Consider the following 18,428-nt stretch of genomic DNA (forward strand, 5'->3'; position numbering starts at 1 on the left):
CAGGTCGTACCGACAAACGAGCGGTCACACAGGGTCGACCGGACGGCGGCCGAGCATGTCGAGGCGGTTGAGCACGGGATTGCCGGCGATGACCTTGGTGAAGCTGACCTTCTCCGCGGCGGCGGTCAGCGCCACCACGGTGCCCAGCAGGACATAGCGTCCCGGACGGCCCAGCTTGGTGACGGCGGCGAGCCCGAGCAGGGCGCCCAGGGAGTTGGCCCCGGCGTCGCCGAGCATGGCGCGCTCCCCCAGGTCGTCCGGCAGCAGCGCCGCGGCGGCCCCCAGCGGCACGGCGGCCAGCGCCGCGGCGGCGGGCGAGTCGCGGAAGAGGGAGGCGGCCAGCAGCGGCCCGCCGGTCAGCAGGCCCACCTTGATGGCCCGGCCGGGGCGCAGGTCGAAGAGGTTGGCGAGGTTGGCGGCGCCGGCGATGGCGGCGCCGTTGACCACGGTGTCGACCGGTCCCTGCGAGACGAGGGCGGCGGCGCCGAGCCCGGTGGCGCCGATGCCGAGGATCTTGACGGCGCCGCTGGTGACCTCGCCCCGGGCGAGCGCGGTCAGGTGGCCCTTGAAGCCCTTGGACGACGTGGTGCCGTACAGGTCGTCGTAGGCGCCGAGCGCGCCGCTGCCCGCGCCCGCGACGAGCGCGGCCAGGCGCAACCGCCCCGGCAGGCCGGGTGTGAGCGCGGCCGCCGTGCTCGCCCCCGCCACGAACGCGGGGCCTTCGAGCAGCGTGATGGGCTCGCCGCGGTGGTTCTTGCGCGTCCAGCGGCCGCTCAGGTCGGCCGGCTTGTTGCGGGTGAACGCGGCGTACGCGACGCGGGCGGCGGCGGCGCCGATCGCGGCACCGGCGAGCGCGTAGAGGAGGCCACGGGCCTGAGTGGCAGGCATGTCAGCTCCCTGACTGGGTGGTGGGGGACGGAGTGGCGGTCGTCACCGTGGGCAGCATCGCCGAGGCTCCCTTGCCGACGCCGTACTGGCCGGCACGCCCGTTGAGCTGCTCCCGGAGAGAGTAGACGATCGCGACCCGGCCCGCGGGCATGTCGGCGGTATCGACCGAGCTGACCCTCTTGGAGACCTCGCTGTCGTCGCGCAGGGCGGCGATCGGGTCGCCGGGCGCGGCGGGGGTCGCGACGGTCCCGGCCAGGACCGTGCCCTTGCCCGCCAGGTCGAGCCCGCCGGCCACGGAGACGAGCGCGCCCGCCTGGACCTCGGCGCTCTCGCCCTCGTACGGCTTCTCCGGCGCGAGCATGACGGCGAGCGTGGCCCGCTTGACCGGGTCGCCGTCCGTGGTGAGCAGCCCGCCCGTCTCGAAGGAGCTGACGACGTCGGCGGTGGCCGGGTTGGGAGTGTTGGCCTGTGCCTGGTCGGGGGTGACGAAGGCGGCCGACAGCAGCATGGCGGCCCGGTCCCAGGAGGTGGCCGTGGCCGGGAAGATCATGTTGGCCGGCTTGAGCTGGTTGACCAGGCCGTCCAGCACGCCGACGCCCTTGGGGTCGAAGAACTTCTCCGTCAGCGAGGCCCGCCCGGAGATCTCCGCGCCCGCCTGCGTGAGCACCTGCTGCGCGGCCTCCCGAACGGTGGTGCTGGAGCCGGGCGTCTCGACGAGGAGCACCCGCTGGCCCGTCAGGTCACCCGTCACCAGGTCCGGCGTCAGGGCGGTGATGAGCGCGTCGTTGCCGGCCTCGCGGCCCTGGAGCGCGTCGAGCTGCGTCCGCAGCTCCTCCTTCGACTTGGTGAGCTGGGCGGCCACCTCCTGCGCCGACTTGACCGCGGGCTCCTGCAGCAGCGTGGTGCCCAGCACGATTCCCACCGCGAGCGCCAGGAAGATCGCGACGATGGAGACGAGGTGGTAGCGAAAATCGATCACGAGAAAAGTCCGACCAGCCAGAAGATGAAGGCGTTCCAGGCATCTTGCAGACCGTTCAGCCAGGTCTGGCCGATCGGTGAGAGGAAGAGCGCGACGCTCATCACGATGAGCGCCGTGATCACGAGCAGGAGCAGCTGCGGGGTGGAGATGCGGCTGCGGTAGAGCCTGCTCACGCCCTTGGCGTCGATGAGCTTGCTACCGATGATCAGCCGGGTGAGGAACGTGCTGGCCATGCCGGGGCGTCCCTTGTCGAGGAACTCCTCCAGCGTCCCGTGGGTGCCGACGGCCACGATCAGCTCGGCGCCCTTGTCGTCGGCCAGGAGCATCGCGATGTCCTCGCTGGTGCCCGTAGCGGGGAAGATCACCGCCTCGCGGCCGAGCTGGTGGACGCGCTCAAGGCCCGGCGCCCTGCCGTCGCGGTAGGCGTGTACGACGAGCTCGGCGCCGCAGGTCAGGGCCTTGGTGGAGACGGAGTCGAAGTCGCCCACGATCACGTCGGGCAGGTAGCCGGCCTCCATGAGCGCGTCGGCCCCGCCGTCGACGCCGACGAGGACGGGGCGGTATTCGCGGATGTAGGGGCGAAGGGTGGCGATGTCTTCTTTGTAGTGATACCCGCGCACCACGATGAGAACATGCCTGCCCTCCATCGGGGTGCGGATCTCAGGTACGCCGACTCCGTCGATGAGCAGCTTGCCCTCACCGCGGACGTACTCCATGGTGTTGACGGCGAAGGCCTCGATCTGCACGGCGAGCCCGGCGCGGGCCTCGGCCATGGCCGACTCGACGGCCTCGACGGTCTGCTCACTGCCCTTGCCGACGATGTCGTCGTCGAGGTAGACCACGCCGTCGCTGACGCGTACGACGTCGCCGTCCTTGACGCGTTCGAACAGCTCCTGATTGACGTTGTCGACGAACGGCACGCCCGCTTCGAGCAGAATCTGGGGCCCCAGGTTGGGGTAGCGGCCGCTGATGCCGCAGGCGACGTTCACCACCGCCGCGGCACCGCATGCGACGAGCGCCTCCGCGCTGACCCGGTCAACGTCAACGTGGTCGATAATCGCAATTTCCCCGGGCTGGAGGCGCTTTGTCAGCCTCTTGGTCCGCCGGTCGATTCTCGCCACTGCCGTTACACCTGGAAGGTCTCCGACCTTCCGGCCGCGGAGGCCCGGCATCTTGCTTCCCGGAACCTTCATCAAGACCATCCTGCCAGAGCGAAACAGCGCAGAGGCCACGCATGACGCGGCGTGTCCGCTATGTCACCCAGGATCACCTGTCTGCCGCGGCCAGCCCCAGGAGTTCTTCCGCGTGGGCTCTGCCCAATTCGGAGTCCTCCAAGCCCGCCAACATGCGGGAGAGCTCGCGTACCCTGCCCTCGTGGTCGAGCGTGACCACGCCGCTGCGCACGACACTGCCGTCGCTCGCCTTCTCGACCACCAGATGCTGGTCGGCGAACGCGGCGACCTGCGGCAGGTGGGTGACCACAATCACCTGCGCGGTGCGGGCGAGCCTGGCCAGCCGGCGCCCGATCTCGACCGCGGCCTTGCCGCCGACCCCCGCGTCCACCTCGTCGAACACGAACGTCGGCACCGGGTCCGCCCCCGCGAACACCACCTCGATCGCGAGCATGACCCGGCTCAGCTCACCGCCGGAGGCGCCCTTGTTGAGCGGCAGCGGCGGCGCGGCGGGGTGGGCCGCCATCCGGAGCTCCACCTCGTCGCGGCCCTCGGGGCCGAACTCCTCGCTCTGGCTGAGCTGCACCACGACCCTGGCATGGGGCATGGCCAGCGCCGTCAGCTCCTCGGTCACGGCCTGACCGAACCGCTCGGCGGCGCTCTGGCGCACCCTGGTGAGCTCGGCGGCCAGGTCGGTGAGCCGCGCGGTCAGCTCCTCGTGCTCGCGGGTCAGCTCCTCGATGCGCTCGTCGTCGCCCTCCAGCTCGGCCAGCCGCGTGGCGGCCTGCTGCGCCCAGGCCAGGACGCCCGCGCTGTCCTCCGCGTATTTCCTGATCAGCCCGGACAGCACGGAGCGGCGCTCCTGCACCGCCGCCAGCCGCGCCGGATCCGCCTCGATCGACTCCGCGTAGGCCGCCAGGTCGGTGGCCACGTCGGAGATCAGGTAGCCGGCCTCGGCCAGCCGGTCGGCCACGGAGGCGAGCTGGGGGTCGAAGTCGCGTACGGCCTCTACGGCCGTACGCGCCTCGCCGAGCAGCGAGACCACGTCGTGGGGGCTTCCCGCCGCCTCCATGGGGTCGCCGAGCAGCGCGGTGTGCGCGGTGGTGGCGGCGCTGCGCAGCGCGTCGGCGTGCGAGAGCCGCTCCTCCTCACCGCGCAGCTCGGTGTCCTCGCCCGGCTTGGGTTCGACCTTCTCGATCTCCTCCAGACCGAACCGCAGCCGGTCGGCCTCCTGCGTGCGCTCCCTGGCCCTGGTGGTCAGCTCCTCGAGCAGCGCGCCGACCTGCTTGTGCCGCTTGTACGCCTGCGAGTACGCCCGCAGCGGCTTGACCAGCTCGTTTCCGGCATAACGGTCGAGCGCCGCGCGCTGCCTGGCCGGCTGGAGCAGCCGCTGCTGGTCCATCTGCCCGTGCACGGCCACCAGGTCGTCGGCGAGGTAGGTCAGGGTGCCGACGGGCACCGTGCGCCCGCCGAGCCAGGCTCTGGATCTGCCCTCGGCCGAGACGGTGCGCGAGATGATCAGCTCGCCGTCCTCGACCTCGCCGCCGATGTCCTCGACCTGTTGGGAGACGCGTCCGGCCGGCTTGATGACCAGCGTGCCCTCGACGCGCGCCCGATCAGCCCCCGGACGGATGCGCGAGGGGTCGGCCCGGCCGCCGAACAGCAGCCCGAGCCCGGTCACGACCATCGTCTTGCCCGCGCCGGTCTCGCCGGTGACCACGTTGAAGCCCGGCGAAAGCTCGAGCACGGCCTCGTCGATGACGCCGAGCCCCTGGATGCGGACCTCCTCGACCCTTGGTCGCACTGCCCACTCCCGTTCACTGCCGTGTCTGATGGTCACCCGCGTCGTCTCCGAACACGTGTGCCAACGTGTGCCCAGGCGATCCTACGCGGTCCCGCCTCCATTGACTCAGGGTCGCACCCTTCCGCGCCAGCCCTGAACAGGAAGCTCGAACTTGGCGACCAATCTGTCGGTGAACGGCGCGCCGCTGTTCTCCACGCCGTGCAGCCGCGCCAGGCGTACGGGCTCGGCGCCTCTGCGCACCTCGACCCGCGAGCCCGACGGCAGCTCGAAGCGGCGCCGCCCGTCGCACCACAGGACGCCGCCCGGCGTCTCGGGCAGGATCTCGACGGCCAGCGTGGAACGCGGCGAGACCACCAACGGCCTGGCGAACAGCGCGTGCGCGCTGATGGGCACCATGAGCAGCGCCTCCACCTCCGGCCACACGACGGGTCCGCCCGCCGAGAAAGCATAGGCCGTCGAGCCCGTCGGGGTGGCGCAGATCACGCCGTCGCACCCCCACCGCGACAGGGGGCGGCCGTCGATCTCGGCGACCACCTCGAGCATGCGCTCCTGCTTCTCCACGGTCGCCTCGTTGAGCGCCCACGTGTCGGCGATCACCCGGCCGTTCTGCCTGGCGAGAACGTCGATGGTCATGCGCTCCTCGACGTCGTAGCGACCCGCCACGACGCTGTCGACCGCCTCAGCCAGGTCGGCGACCTCCGCCTCGGCCAGGAACCCGACATGTCCGAGATTGACCCCCAGCAGCGGCGTACCCGCCGGCTTGGTCAGCTCGGCCGCACGCAGCAGCGTGCCGTCGCCACCGAGCACGATCATGACCTCGGCGTCCTTGACCGCGCCCGGGTCTCCGGGCACCGTCTCCACGCCGCCGCAGCCGACCTCGGCGTACTCGGTCTCGAGCACCCTGACGTTGATTCCGGCGTCCACCAGCCGGTTGATGACCAGGCGAGCGCTCTCGACTGCGGCGTCACGCCCGGTGTGTACGGCGACCAGCACGGTCCGTTTCATTGCGGCCCTTCCGCGACGGCACGTTGGATCTCGGCTTCGAGGTCGGCGACAGCCGGCTCGCCCTCCCCTTTGCCCAGCCAGAGCAGATATTCGACATTTCCCGATGGTCCCGGCAAGGGGCTGGCGGTCACACCGCGCACGGTCAGCCCCAGCTCCCGGGCCTTGGCGGCGGCATCGCTCACCGAACGCCTGCGCAACTCGGGATCGCGCACGACGCCACCCGCCCCGACGAGGTCCTTGCCCACCTCGAACTGCGGTTTGACCAGCATCACGAAATCGGCCCGCGGCGCGGCGACCGAGGCCAGAGCGGGCAGCACCAGCCGCAGCGAGATGAACGACAGGTCGCCCACGACCAGCGTGGGCGGCTCGCCGACCATCTCGGGGGTCAGGTCGCGTACATTGACGCGCTCCATCACCGTCACCCGCTCATCGGTACGCAGCGACCACGCCAGCTGGCCGTATCCCACGTCCACGGCGAGCACGTGACCGGCGCCGCGGCGCAGCAGCACGTCCGTGAACCCGCCGGTGGAGGCGCCCGCGTCGAGGCAGCGCCGGCCCTCCACACTCAGGTTCTCGAACGCCTCGAGCGCGCCGAGAAGTTTGTGCGCTCCTCGCGAAACGTAGTCGGGCCCGTCCTCCGACTCGGCCACCACGATGGCGGAGGCGGTCTCGACCTGGGTGGCGGGCTTGCGCGCCGCCTGGCCCCCGACGCTGACCCGGCCGGCCTCGATGAGCTGGGCGGCCTGCTCACGCGACCTGGCCAGGCCCCGGCGTACCAGCTCGCTGTCGAGGCGGATCCGCCGGCTCACTGCTCTTCCACTGCGGTGGCCAGCGTGGACTCGAGCCCGGAGAACGCCTCGTCGAAGACCTGAACGTGCTCACTCACCGGCAGTTCGCCAAGGCGGCCCAGACCGGCCACGATGGCATCGACCCGCTCGTTGCCGGTCTCCTCCGGCAGCTCACTCATGACTCGACCGTAACGCCTCCCGCGAGCGCCCGGGACCTTGGCAGGCGTGTCACGCGTTGAAGCTCATACGGGGGTGCTACTGATGTGGAACGCTACCGTCCGCAAAGGGAAATGAAAGGATGCGCATCATGGCAAGCGTCGAGGAGTGCCGGGCGGCACTGGTGAAGCTCGTCGCCCAGTTCGACGAGATCGACGAGCAGGATCGTGCCAAGCACGTGGTCGAGCGGACGGTCAGCTGCCGGGTTCCCGACCTCGACGTGATCTTCTACGGCCGACTGCACCACGGAGGGCTCGACCCGTTCACCGAACGTCCACCATCGGACGGCAAGCCGGCGGACGTCAAGCTCACGATCGCGAGCGACGACCTGATCGCCCTGGTGGACGGGGAGCTGGATCTCGCTCGCGCGCTCCTCGGGGGACGAGTGAAGGTCGACGCCAGCTTCGGCGACCTCCTCCGCCTCCGCAGACTCCTCTAACGGAACCCACCCCACCCAACAAACCCATCACCCCACCTCAACAAGCCCATCACTCCACCCCAATGAACCCATTGGCTTACCCCGACGAACCCGCCACCCCAACCAACGAACCCACCACCCTGCCCAACTGACCCGCCGCCCTGCCCCTCGGGCCCGCACACCACCCCAACCCTCCCCAGCCGCCCCAAGGGGCGGCTCACCACTCACCACCCCTGAGCCCCCTGCCCGCCCTCCCTCCGTCTGCCCGCCCTCCCTCCGAACGGGCCAGACCTTCTGACGACGGCGACCGGAATAGTCGCCACGATGGCACCACCTACTGCCGGTCCCACCCCTGACGCCAACCACGCAAAACTCACCCCGCGCGCCCCAACCCCAGCGACACCGCGCAGCCGAGACATCAGGTCGCCAACACCGGCCCGTCCAGCAGCAGCGAGGCAGCAGCAGAGGGGCAGGCACCACCAACCAGCCCCTGAGCAGACTCACCGCCGCCCTGCCCGAAACCCCAGCAGGCAGCACACACCCCAACGCCAACCAGCCCCTGAGCAGATTCACCGGCTCTTTGCCCGCAACCCCCAGCAGACCGTACACGCCCCCAAACGCCAACCAGCCCCACACCCACCGCCGCCACCCCGATCCCGACACCACGCAGCGGGGGCATCCGAGCCCACCCACCCGTCCAGCGGCGGCGACCATGGCAGCGGCGACGGCGATCACCGCAGCGACCACAGCAACGGCGGGTCCGGGAATCACAGCAGCGGCAGCGGCGCCAGCAGGGGCGGCAGCGAGAGGCAGCGCCAACACCCGACATCCCTGCGCCAGATTCACCGACCTGCCTCTACCCGGCAACACTTCAGTGAGACCGGCGAACCCTCAAGGGTGGCCCAGCCCTCGCGAACCTCAGCCCAACCGATCCAGCACGGGCTTCACGGCGTCCTCCTCGACCCGCCCCTCCCCAGCCACGGCCCACGCCGCGTCGCAGGCGGCCCGCAGCCCGTCAATTCGGCTCCCGTCACCATCGAGCCGCAGGGCGCCGTCCTGCCACCGGGCCCGCCACCCCCCGCAAGCCCCATCCCGCACCTCGGGATAAGACTCCAGCAACGTACGCAGATCCTCACCGACATAGGTGGGCCGATGACGCGGTCCCGCCGTCAGCACATCGACAGCCGTAGCCACCCCGGTCAGCACCAGCAGGCTCTCAACCCCCGCGTTGGAGGCCCCTTCGATATCGGTGTCCAGCCGATCCCCCACAACCAACGGCCGCCGCGCCCCCGTACGGATCATGGACTCCCGATGCAACGGCGGATCAGGCTTACCCGCATATATCGGCTCAACCCCGGTAGCCGCCGCGATCACCCGAACCATCGCCCCGTTCCCCGGCAGCTCCCCTCGCCCGGTAGGCATCGTGCTGTCCCCGTTGGAGGCCACGAACAAGGCCCCCTGCCGCACCGCCAGCGCCCCTTCCGACAGCAGCCCATACGACAGCCCGGGGGCGATCCCCTGCACCACGGCAACAGGCGACTCGGCGGCGGTAGAAACAGGCCGAAGCCCGCGATCCCGTAGGGCCAGCCGCAACCCGGACCCTCCGACGACGAGCACGTTCGACCCAGGCGGCACCCTTTCGGCGACCAACCGAGCAGCGGCCTGAGCCGAAGTCACCACGTCGTCAGCCGAGGCCGGCGCCCCAAGCTCGCGAAGGTGAGTGGCGATGGCAGCAGGCGTACGAGAGGCGTTGTTGGTGACGTACGCCAGCCGCACCCCACGCCGCTGAGCCTCCTCCAACGCCGCCGGCGCCCCCGGCACCGCATGGCTGCCCAGATAGACCACACCGTCGAGGTCGAGCAGCAGGGTGTCATAGCCGTCGATCAGCACAGTGCCTCTCCCCGTTTGACTCTCACGCCGCGTGCGACTCTAGCGCCGCCGCAACCCTCACCCACACAAGGGCCGACCATTTCCACGCCCACCGCCGATGCGCGGGGACACCCACCTCCACACCACGCGCACACGCAGAGACACCCACCCCTACATGCGCAGAGCGCCCAACTTCACATCCCACGCCCACACCAACCAACGCCCCTCATCAGCCGCCGCCGCACGCCATGTCGAGCCGACTGACCCAGCGGCCGTTCCCCCGCGCCCCAAACGCATTACAGCCCGCCTAGGCTCCACAACCCGCCCTGGCTACATCGCCGGTCTCCTCACCCTTGTTGGCACCAGAGCACCCGGCACGCCTGAGCTCCACACCGCCAATCGGGCGGGCGGCACCCACACCCACCAGCCCCAGCTTTCAAACCGGAGCAATCTTCACCCGCGCCCGTGCGCCCCGAGATCACTCAATACCAAACCTCACGCCCCCGCCCCGCCCGCGCTCTGACCAGGATCGCGCCGAGCGAGCCGCGCGTGCCGAGGTCGTCGAGCCGGGCCACAGGACACGGCCCCCGCCAACCGCCGAACAGCGCGACGCCATTACCGACCACTCGCTCCCGCACGAAGACAACAAGAACGCCGCCTACCGCCAACTCACACACCAGGCCGACCCAGGCACCGAACCCCTCGCCGGAACGACGCAAGGCATCGCTCAACACGCATCCCACACCCAGAACCACATAGCTCAAGACAGCCATAGAACACGACCACAAGAGACCAGGGCGGCCCACCCGACGCCCTACGTCCTCCGACTACATTTCGCGACGAGCTCGCAAGGTAGCGCGAACACTCTTCAAAGCCGACACATAATGCCGCTCATCCGGCCGCATGGCCACCGCGATGGCCAGAGGCTCCTGGGCCCCCTCCACATCCCCGGTCCGCCACAGCGACAACCCCAACCCAAAGTAGGCATAATCCTCGGCCGGATTAGCATTCACGATCTGCCGGAAACTAGCGGCAGCCTCCGCGTACTGCCGTGAATTGAACTGCGCCCGAGCCAACGCCTCCAGAATGCTGCGCGATGCGGGTTCGGCCGCGGCAGCGCGCTCCAGCAACGCGGCAGCGGCAGCCGGGCTGCCCTCTTTCAGCAATCTCACCCCACGCTGATACCAATCGTAAACACCGCCCCCGGGAGCACCTGAGTTCTCGTTCTGAACGTTTCCATCGTGGGCCATGCGTGGGGACTCCTTCATCGCTGAACGACGGACCCGCTTCGCCCTGCTACGGAAAGGGCACGGGCTGCAACCATGGGGCGACTTCCGGGAGGGACAAGCATTTATGGGAGCATGCCCGGTATGGGGACTCCTGAACTGCCGATGCCGGACGGGCTGGTGCTGCGACCCTTCCGAGGGGTACGTTTCGCCGTCGAAGATCCCGCCAAGGTGACCTCCCCGCCATACGACCTGATCTCCGACGCCGACGTGGACGCCCTCCTGGACTCCCATCCGAACAACGTCGTCCGACTCATCCTTCCCCGCTCCCCCCGAGGCGATTCCTCCGCCAAACCACCAGCCCCCCATCGGCAACAGGAACCAAACCAAACACCCAGCACCGCGCCCCATCGCCCGTCGGCCGACAGCGAGCCGACCACCACGCAGCAGCAGGCGTCCGTTCCTCCCACACCGTCCGACGCCGGGCTTGAAACCCGCTATGCCAAGGCGCGGGACACGCTGAGGGCCTGGCTGGACACGGGTGTCCTGGTGCCGGATGACGTTCCAGCGCTCTACGTGTACGAGCAGAGCGGGCCGAACGTGCTGCAACGCGGCTTGATCGGCGACGTGGGCCTGGCCGATCCGGGGCAGCGCATCATCCTCCCCCACGAGGACGTCATGCCGGGCCCCATCACCGACCGGCTCGCTCTCATGAGCACCACGCAGGCCAACCTCGAACCCATCTTCCTCCTCTACAACGGCGATAACGGCACGGCCACTCGCCTGGTGGACGAGGTGGCCTCGGAACGGCGCCCCCTCGTGTCCGCCCACACCGAGGATGGCCTCACGCACCGCCTGTGGGCCATCACGGACGTATCCGAGATCAACGCGATAAACGCCGATCTCCACGACCGCCAAGCCCTGATCGCCGACGGCCACCACCGGTACGCGACGTACCGCGTCCTCCAACGCCAGGAGCACGCCACCCACCGCTCGGCCCAGCCCGAGCAGCCGCTCACCACCACCACGAGACCGGAACCACCCGACATCCCTCGGACGCCGCCACCGCTGCACACCGCCACGTCAGAAGCCCACCTCTCCCGGCCTGCCGCCACTTCAGAAGCGCAGTCACCCAACGCCTCGGAGGCAGAAACATCCACTGCCTCAAAGACCGAGTCACCTGGCGCTCAGGACAAGGCCCAGTCGCTCACTGCTCTGGAGCCAGAACCATCCAGCGTCTCAAAGGCCCAGTCACCCGGCGCTCAGGACGCAGAACCATCCACCACCTCCAAGACCCAGCCACCCACCGCTCAGGAGACGGAACCATCCAGCGTCTCAAAGGCGCGGTCATCCAGCGCCGTAGAGCCAGAGCCGGTGGCCGTCCCCAAGGCCCACCCGCTCCGCACCACCACGCGCCCAGCCACCACTCCGAAAGCCGAGCAGCACGCCACCACCTCAGCAGCTCGATCCGACGCCACGTCTGAGGCCCCGTCGTCTTCCTCTGACGTCGAACCAGCGGCTCAACCACCTCATCCCGCCATCCCTTCGGAATCACAGACGTCTTCCCCCAGCGGGAACCTCGACCTGGATGGGAAGCCGTCGATCCCTGACATCCCCCAGGCCTCCCAGGTCTCCGGGACCGATGGTGTCGCCGGCAAGGCCGGATCCGTGCCCCCAGGCGGCGGCCGCTCGACATCAGAACCCGTGGTCGGGCCGTGGGACTTCGGGCTTGCCCTGCTCGTCGACTCCACCGCGTACCCGCCCAATCTGCAGGCCATCCACCGCGTGATCCCCGGGCTCCCCCTCGCCGAGGCGGTCGCCAAGGCCAGAGGCGCGTGGCGCGTTCACGACTTCGACGACTTGGCGCAGGGCCTGGCCGCCCTGGAGGAGGCTCAAGAGCCGGCCTTCCTGCTCGGCGGGGAGGGTGGCACGCACCTGCTCACCAACCCCGACCCGGTGCAGCTCGCCCGCGCCATGCCGCCCGACCACTCCGAGCGCTGGAACTCCCTCAACACCTCCGTCCTCACGGAGTTCGTCCTGCCCAAGGTGTGGGGCATGCGCGATGACGAGCAGGCCGTACGCATCGTCCACCACGACACGGACGCCGCGGTGCGACTGGCCATCCGCACCGGCGGCACCGCGGTGCTCCTCAAGCCGCTCGCGGTCGACGACGTACTGGCCGTCGCTGCGGGCGGCGAACGAGTCCCCCGCAAGTCCACCTCCTTCGGTCCGAAGCCCAGGACCGGCCTGGTCCTACGCACGTTCGCCATCGACTGACGCAGCCGTCTCCCTCAACCGCGGCGCAGGATTCTTCACGATCGCCGACGTCCGCCGTCTGCGCGGCGATCGTAAGGACGTCCCCGCCGTCCATAAAGCGCTGTGCGGTGGCTCCTGCGAGAACCACCCGTGGGCGGCGGGACACACGGAACGGTGCAACACCCAGCAGGACCGCCCAGCCGCGGACAGCCCCGATCGAATGGCCAGCCCAGCCACCCGCCAGCGAGCGCTGCCTGGCCGAGCGACTCCACGTGATGACCGCGAGCGCTACCGCTGACCGCGGCGGCCGGTTATGTGCTCTCGGTCGACGGACGGCCGAGGAAATCCACACCCTCGACCGGCCGGCCCGCCACCCCACGAGAGGGCGCTGTCCACGACCGGGCGAGGCGCCAGCGCTCTCCGCGCACGCCAACTTTCCACAACCAGTGGGTCAGCTTGCTGGGGCGAGGTAGACCACTTGGCGGGGGATCAGGGCGGCGAGGCTTCCGTGAGAGCTGTGGGTGGGGCCGTCCGGAAGGTCGCTGCGGAGGGGAACGTCGGCTTCGTACGGTCTGGCGGAGCTCACCTCCACCTCGTACCGCCAGATCTTGGCCGCGGACGGGCCGAAGACGCGGCAGCGGAAGGACCCGGTCACCTCCATGTAGTCGCGGGGTTTGAGGCCGCGGACTGTGGCCGCCGTCTCCGGGTCGAAGGTGACGCACGGAATGCTGTCGGTCAGGGCGGCTCCGCGTCGGTTGCGGCGACGGCGCACGATGATGCGCCACTTCGCCACGGTGTCGCCGCTGGGCAAGGAGTGCTCCTCGACCCCCGCCGACAGCCGGCCTACCAGCAGGACTTCGTTTCGGTCCACTGCCGTCCTCCTATCGGTGCTCTGGTGGAGATCACTATCTACGATGAGGAGGAGGCCGGATCGGCTGGAATGCCGTTCTGGGGACAGCTGCTGGAGGCTCGGGAGTTCCTGTGGAAAACATCACCGCGTTGGGTGGCGACGTCTACGAAATCGACACCAAAATGGCTGGATACACGGGTATCACGGCCGGCTATCTGATTTTGGGGGATCGGCCGTGCCTCGTGGAGACGGGCACCTCGACCTCGGCCCCTGTGGTGCGCGATGCGCTCGCCTCGCTCGGTGTCGGCCCGGAGGACCTGGCCACCGTCGTAGTGACGCACATTCATCTGGATCACGCCGGTGGCGTGGGCGACATCGCCAAGTTCTTCCCGTCCGCGCAGATCGTCGTACATGAGAAGGGCGCCCGCCATCTGGCTGACCCGTCACGGTTGATGGCCAGTGCGCGGATGGTGTGGGGTGACAAGCTCGACACACTCTTTGGTGAACTCTCGCCCACCGAGGCCGAACGCATCGTGGCCCTCGGCGACACCGGAGCCGTCGACCTGGGCAACGGACGCACGCTGAACAGCCACTACTCCCCTGGGCACGCGAAACACCACGTGGGCCTGATCGACTCCGCCACCGGAGACCTGTACGTCGGCGACGCGGCCGGCGTCTACCTCCCCGAAACGGGCGACCTCCGTCCAGCGACGCCGCCGCCGGACTTCGACCTGGAGACGGCGCTCGACTCGATCGCGTTGTTCGAGGCGCTTGGGCCGCAACGGCTGCTGTTCAGCCACTATGGGCCGGTCGATGCCGTACAGGAGACTTTGGAGCGGTCTGCGGAGGAGCTTCGCATCTGGGTTGATCTCACTCGGCAGGCTCATGCTGAGGGGATGGATCTGGACCACGCCGTCGCCATGGTCAGGGATCGCACCAAGGATCGCTATCGGGCGTTGGAGGCTGCTGGTGGGGAGGATGGGGCGGCTGAGCAACTCGAGATGTTGAGTGGTGCTCCGTCAAACGTGGCGGGGATCCTCCACTGGCTCAACCGCGTCTCACCGTAGCCGCGCGTTGCGGGAGGTTCCGGGCGATGGGGGCGGGTGGATGTCCCCGTCGTCGCCTGGCCGGTATCCGCTTTCCTCGCCTGGCCAATAAATCTCGCCGCAGAAGCCGTGCGTGAGGGGGTCATGCGTGTGTCAGGGGGCGTCGTGCTCCCGTGTGTGGCGGTTCTTGGCGTCATACAGGTCAGGAGGCGTCGTGCCGTTGCACGTGCGCCGACGTCGTCGACGTCAGATTCCCCTGGGTCACGCGTGTACTGGGCTTCTCGCGGGTCAACGCTTTGCAGGATTTCTCGCGGTCGAAGGCCTGCGGGGTTTCTCGCATGAAGACGGGAACTTCAGGCGGTCAGATGCGTATGGGATTTCAGGGCCGATGGACGTGAGCTGGGTTCCTCGGCACCGTACGAGGAGCCGAGTCCTCGCCATCAATCGCGCGGGGGATTCGCACGCTCATGCCGTACAGCATCCACCGGCGGGCCGGATGGGCGGACGTTCGTCATCGAACGAGACCCTGAGCGGTCGCCCACCCGTCCCCGCCGTACCGGACCGGCTTGACCGTCGGATGGCGACGGTATCGGTCCGGGTACGGCGGGGACTTGGCGTCAGTCGTCGGACTTGCGCTTGACGTCCGAGGCAGGCTCGTCGGACTCGTCGCTGAGCGTGTCTCCGAAGTTGGGCTCGATGAACGCCGGGGTGATGCTCGGCGCCTCGGCCTGCTTCGGGGCCTCCTGAGCAGGCCGCTCAGTCTGCTCCTCGGCAGCGTCGGCGGGACCGGACTGCTCGGACGCGTCGGCCGGGGCAGCCTCCTGCCCACGATCCGATGCGTCCGCGGGGGCAGCTTCTCGCGACTCCCCACCCCGTACGTCTGCCGAGGCCGCCTCCTGCGGCTCCTCGTCCAGAACGTCCGCCGGCTGCTCTTCCAGGACGTCGGCCGGCGCCGCTTCCCGCGACTCCTCCTCGGCCGGGGCCGTCTCCGAGGACTCCTCATCGACTACGTCGGCGGACGCCTCGTCCGAGACGCTCTCCGGGGAGGCCAAGAGGTCGCCCGCCTCGGCCAGGGCCGTGGCGTCATCCACGTCCTCGGCCGCCTCAGCTGCCTCGGCCGCGCCGGCGTCGTCGAAGTCGTCCTCGTAGTCGAACTCCTCCTCGACGTCTTCGATGACGGACCCGGTCAGCTCGGCGTAACGTTCGGCCGCTTCCGTCTCCCCGTCCTCGTCGAACGCCATCGCCCGCCCGAACCAGTCCGTAGCCGCGTCCTGGTGCCCGGCCTCGGCCAGAGCATCCGCATACGCGAACGCCAGCCGCGCCGACCACGGCCTGGGCTGCGGGTCACGCAGCTCGGGGAGGCGCTGCAGGGTGATCACGGCGGCGTCGTGCTGGCCCAGGTCGCGGCGGGCGCCGGACTCGACGATGGTCAGCTCGATGCGTCCGGCGCGGTCGAGGCGTTCGGCCTCTGGCGAACGTACGAGGTCAAGCGCCCGCTCCGGACGACCGAGACCGCGCTCGCAGTCGGCCATGACCGGCAGGTAGGCGTCAGAGCCCGTCATCCTCCTGGCCGCGCGCAGATCGCTCAGCGCTTCGGAGAAGTGTCCCGCGCGGTAGGCGACGATGCCCGCGGCCTCTCGTACGACACCGATCCTGGCCGCGAACCTGCGTGCCACCTTCGTGTGCTCGTGCGCCCGGTCGGGGTCGTCGTCCTCGAGCGCCCGTTCGGCGGCGACGAGATGCCGGCCCACCAGCTCGGCGAGGTCGCCGGGCAGGGAGCGCAGCTCCTCGCGGACTTCCTTGTCGAGCTCCTCCGCGGTGATGTCGAGCGCGACCTCGGGCAGCTTCTCGCGCTGTGGGGCCTCGGCGTCGCGGTCGGACCTGCCGTACCTGGCGCGGGTGCCCGAGGAGTCGGGTCGCTCGCCGCGGTCGTCCCGCGAGAACGGCCGCGAGTCCCGGCGGGGACCGAAGCCACCTTCGCGACGGTCGCCGCCGCCACGCGGGCCGCGGTCGCCCTCGCGCCTGCCACCGAATCCGCCTTCACGACGCGGGCCCCGGTCCTCCCGGAACCCGCCCTCGCGGCGGTCGCCGTAGCCGCCTTCTCTGCGGGGGGCACGGTCGTCCCTCGAGAACGGACGCGAGCCTTCGCGCCGGGGGCCGCCCCCACTCTCACGCCGGTCACCGTAACCGCCCTCGCGACGGGGGCCGCGATCATCCCGATCCCGGAACGAACGACGCTCCTCACCCTCACGACGCGGTCCTCGGTCGTCGCGGAACCCGCCCTCACGGCGCGGTCCTCGGTCGTCGCGGAACCCGCCCTCACGGCGCGGACCCCGGTCGTCGCGGAACCCGCCCTCACGGCGCGGACCCCGGTCGTCGCGGAACCCGCCCTCACGGCGCGGTCCCCGGTCGTCACGGAACCCGCCCTCACGGCGCGGACCCCGGTCGTCGCGGAAGCCACCTTCGCGGCGCGGCCCTCGATCGTCACGAGACCCGCTCTCACGGCGGTCGCCGTACCGGCGCTCGCCGAAGCCGCCCTCGCGGCGCGGGCCACGGTCCTCACGGGAGCCGCCTTCACGACGGTCGCCGTAGCTGCTGCCCTCGCGCCGCTCGCCGAACCCGCCCTCACGACGAGGACCGCGATCATCCCGGTCCCGGAACGGACGACGTTCGTCACCCTCACGACGGGGGCCGCGATCGTCGCGGTCGCGGTAGGTACGACGATCGTCACTCCGGGGTCCGCGATCATCACCCTCACGTCGAGGGCCACGGCTGTCGCCGAAGCCGCCCTCACGACGCGGGCCGCGGTCCTCACGGAACCCGCCCTCACGGCGCGGACCCCGGTCGTCACGGAAGCCACCTTCGCGGCGCGGACCTCGATCGTCACGAGACCCGCCCTCACGGCGGTCGCCGTACCGGCGCTCGCCGAAGCCGCCCTCGCGGCGCGGGCCACGGTCCTCACGGGAGCCGCCCTCACGACGATCGCCGTACCTGCTGCCCTCGCGCCGCTCGCCGAACCCGCCCTCACGACGAGGCCCACGGTCATCCCGGTCCCCGAACGAACGACGCTCGTCACCCTCACGACGCGGGCCGCGATCATCTCTGTATCCGTCGTCGCGCCGCGGCGTCCTGTCTCCACGACCGTAGGAGCGCGACCTGTCGTCGGAACGGAACGGACGGTCGTCGCCGGAGTCTCGCCCACGAGAGCCGTACCCGCCGCTCCTGCCGCCTCCGCTGGAGCGCCTGTCCCCATAGTCGCCGCGCCCGCGCTGTCCGCCGTCCGATCCGTTATCACTGTTCACTTCTGGTCCATTTCGTTGGCTCACTCAGCGGACTCATAACGACGGTCCACCGTGGCTGGTCGCCGCCTCTCGGGCCTTACGCGACGAAGGCCACCCGTTGGGTGGCCCGGTTCCTTCCAGCCTAGCAAGCCCCAGTACGTCCATGAGCCCGGACGCAAGCCATATATCGGCGCAACCAGAAACGTACGGTCAGCGAGAGTGTTCGCACTGTCACCACGCCTCGCGGAAATCTTGATCCGCGAACGGGATTCGGCCGAAGTTGCCGCTCTGCCATCGGAGCGGTCGACGCCCGTCGTCCGTTTACGAAGGCGCTCGAATTGCGGAACAGCGCACAGCTGCGCCGTCAGCGGAACGTCACAGCTACAGAAATGTGGCCTCGGACGCCGATCTGGCCAGTGAGTGGAAGGGCGAGCAGCCGGCCGCGCGAGGGAACGGCTCACAGCCCCCCATCACAGCCGGCACAGCACACAAAAAAAAGGGGGTCCGACGCCCAAGGCGTCGAACCCCCTCAAAGATTGTCCGGCGGCGACCTACTCTCCCACACCCTCCCGAGTGCAGTACCATCGGCGCAGAGAAGCTTAACTTCCGGGTTCGGAATGTAACCGGGTG

16 protein-coding genes and 1 rRNA gene are annotated in these 18,428 nt (G+C 69.8%); 4 read left to right on the top strand and 13 right to left on the bottom strand.

From position 1 onward, the window contains the following. Positions 1–24: 24 nt before the first annotated feature. The 7 genes from AB0J87_RS28975 to AB0J87_RS29005 form a co-directional block, all read right to left on the bottom strand. Positions 25–888, bottom strand: a complete 864-nt coding sequence (locus AB0J87_RS28975; protein WP_363970088.1) for a hypothetical protein — start codon at positions 886–888, stop codon at positions 25–27. Position 889: 1 nt separating this feature from the next. After that, complete coding sequence (locus tag AB0J87_RS28980; protein ID WP_363970090.1) at positions 890–1,867, bottom strand: copper transporter; 978 nt, start codon at positions 1,865–1,867, stop codon at positions 890–892. Continuing rightward, a complete protein-coding gene (steA, locus tag AB0J87_RS28985; protein WP_350739900.1) occupies positions 1,864–3,060 on the bottom strand; it encodes a putative cytokinetic ring protein SteA in 1,197 nt (398 codons plus the stop codon). Before steA ends, AB0J87_RS28980 begins: the two co-directional genes overlap by 4 nt. A 73-nt stretch (positions 3,061–3,133) precedes the next feature. Then, positions 3,134–4,843: a DNA repair protein RecN gene (recN, locus tag AB0J87_RS28990; RefSeq protein WP_350739897.1), complete on the bottom strand. Its 1,710-nt coding sequence runs from the start codon at positions 4,841–4,843 to the stop codon at positions 3,134–3,136. A 105-nt stretch (positions 4,844–4,948) separates the two neighbouring features. After that, complete coding sequence (locus tag AB0J87_RS28995; protein WP_363970093.1) at positions 4,949–5,848, bottom strand: NAD kinase; 900 nt, start codon at positions 5,846–5,848, stop codon at positions 4,949–4,951. Next, positions 5,845–6,657: a TlyA family RNA methyltransferase gene (locus AB0J87_RS29000; RefSeq protein WP_350739891.1), complete on the bottom strand. Its 813-nt coding sequence runs from the start codon at positions 6,655–6,657 to the stop codon at positions 5,845–5,847. The genes AB0J87_RS28995 and AB0J87_RS29000 overlap by 4 nt, the downstream gene beginning before the upstream one ends. Continuing rightward, positions 6,654–6,815, bottom strand: a complete 162-nt coding sequence (locus AB0J87_RS29005; RefSeq protein ID WP_350739888.1) for a hypothetical protein — start codon at positions 6,813–6,815, stop codon at positions 6,654–6,656. Before AB0J87_RS29005 ends, AB0J87_RS29000 begins: the two co-directional genes overlap by 4 nt. A gap of 128 nt (positions 6,816–6,943) precedes the next feature. Between AB0J87_RS29005 and AB0J87_RS29010 the strand changes: the two genes are divergently transcribed. Beyond that, entirely contained in the window at positions 6,944–7,291 is a 348-nt protein-coding gene (locus tag AB0J87_RS29010) for an SCP2 sterol-binding domain-containing protein (RefSeq protein WP_350739886.1), read from the top strand. 897 nt (positions 7,292–8,188) lie between these two features. Here AB0J87_RS29010 and AB0J87_RS29015 read toward each other — a convergent pair. The 3 genes from AB0J87_RS29015 to AB0J87_RS29025 all read right to left on the bottom strand — a co-directional run bounded on the left by AB0J87_RS29015 (position 8,189) and on the right by AB0J87_RS29025 (position 10,389). Further along, complete coding sequence (locus AB0J87_RS29015; protein WP_363970096.1) at positions 8,189–9,160, bottom strand: HAD-IIA family hydrolase; 972 nt, start codon at positions 9,158–9,160, stop codon at positions 8,189–8,191. Positions 9,161–9,621: 461 nt separating this feature from the next. Beyond that, on the bottom strand, positions 9,622–9,903 hold the full coding sequence (locus AB0J87_RS29020) for a hypothetical protein (RefSeq protein ID WP_363970098.1): 282 nt from the start codon (positions 9,901–9,903) through the stop codon (positions 9,622–9,624). Between the two features lie 63 nt (positions 9,904–9,966). Further along, positions 9,967–10,389, bottom strand: a complete 423-nt coding sequence (locus AB0J87_RS29025; protein ID WP_350739880.1) for a tetratricopeptide repeat protein — start codon at positions 10,387–10,389, stop codon at positions 9,967–9,969. Positions 10,390–10,509: 120 nt separating this feature from the next. Here AB0J87_RS29025 and AB0J87_RS29030 point away from each other — a divergent pair, with 120 nt between their 5' ends. Then, positions 10,510–12,642 (top strand): DUF1015 family protein, encoded by a 2,133-nt coding sequence (locus AB0J87_RS29030; protein ID WP_363970100.1) that lies wholly within the window; start codon positions 10,510–10,512, stop codon positions 12,640–12,642. Between the two features lie 430 nt (positions 12,643–13,072). Here AB0J87_RS29030 and AB0J87_RS29035 read toward each other — a convergent pair whose 3' ends face one another. Further along, the gene (locus AB0J87_RS29035; protein WP_363970102.1) at positions 13,073–13,492 is read right to left on the bottom strand and encodes a single-stranded DNA-binding protein; all 420 of its coding nucleotides are present in this window, start codon (positions 13,490–13,492) and stop codon (positions 13,073–13,075) included. A gap of 110 nt (positions 13,493–13,602) precedes the next feature. On the opposite strand from AB0J87_RS29035, the gene AB0J87_RS29040 reads away from it, so the two are divergent. Beyond that, positions 13,603–14,538 carry an MBL fold metallo-hydrolase gene (locus tag AB0J87_RS29040; protein WP_363970104.1) on the top strand — a complete coding sequence of 312 codons (936 nt, stop codon included), beginning with the start codon at positions 13,603–13,605 and terminating at the stop codon, positions 14,536–14,538. A gap of 596 nt (positions 14,539–15,134) precedes the next feature. Here AB0J87_RS29040 and AB0J87_RS29045 read toward each other — a convergent pair. Next, positions 15,135–16,268, bottom strand: coding sequence for a hypothetical protein (locus AB0J87_RS29045; protein ID WP_363970106.1), 1,134 nt, complete (start codon positions 16,266–16,268; stop codon positions 15,135–15,137). On the opposite strand from AB0J87_RS29045, the gene AB0J87_RS29050 reads away from it, so the two are divergent. Continuing rightward, on the top strand, positions 16,206–17,858 hold the full coding sequence (locus AB0J87_RS29050; protein ID WP_363970108.1) for a hypothetical protein: 1,653 nt from the start codon (positions 16,206–16,208) through the stop codon (positions 17,856–17,858). The two genes, AB0J87_RS29045 and AB0J87_RS29050, sit on opposite strands and share 63 nt — an antisense overlap. A gap of 478 nt (positions 17,859–18,336) precedes the next feature. On the opposite strand, the gene rrf is transcribed toward AB0J87_RS29050, so the two are convergent. Beyond that, positions 18,337–18,428 (bottom strand): 5S ribosomal RNA (gene rrf, locus AB0J87_RS29055); the annotation flags it as partial.

It is taken from the genome of Nonomuraea sp. NPDC049625 (genome assembly GCF_040675285.1).
Classification (GTDB): Bacteria; Actinomycetota; Actinomycetes; order Streptosporangiales; family Streptosporangiaceae; genus Nonomuraea; species Nonomuraea angiospora_A.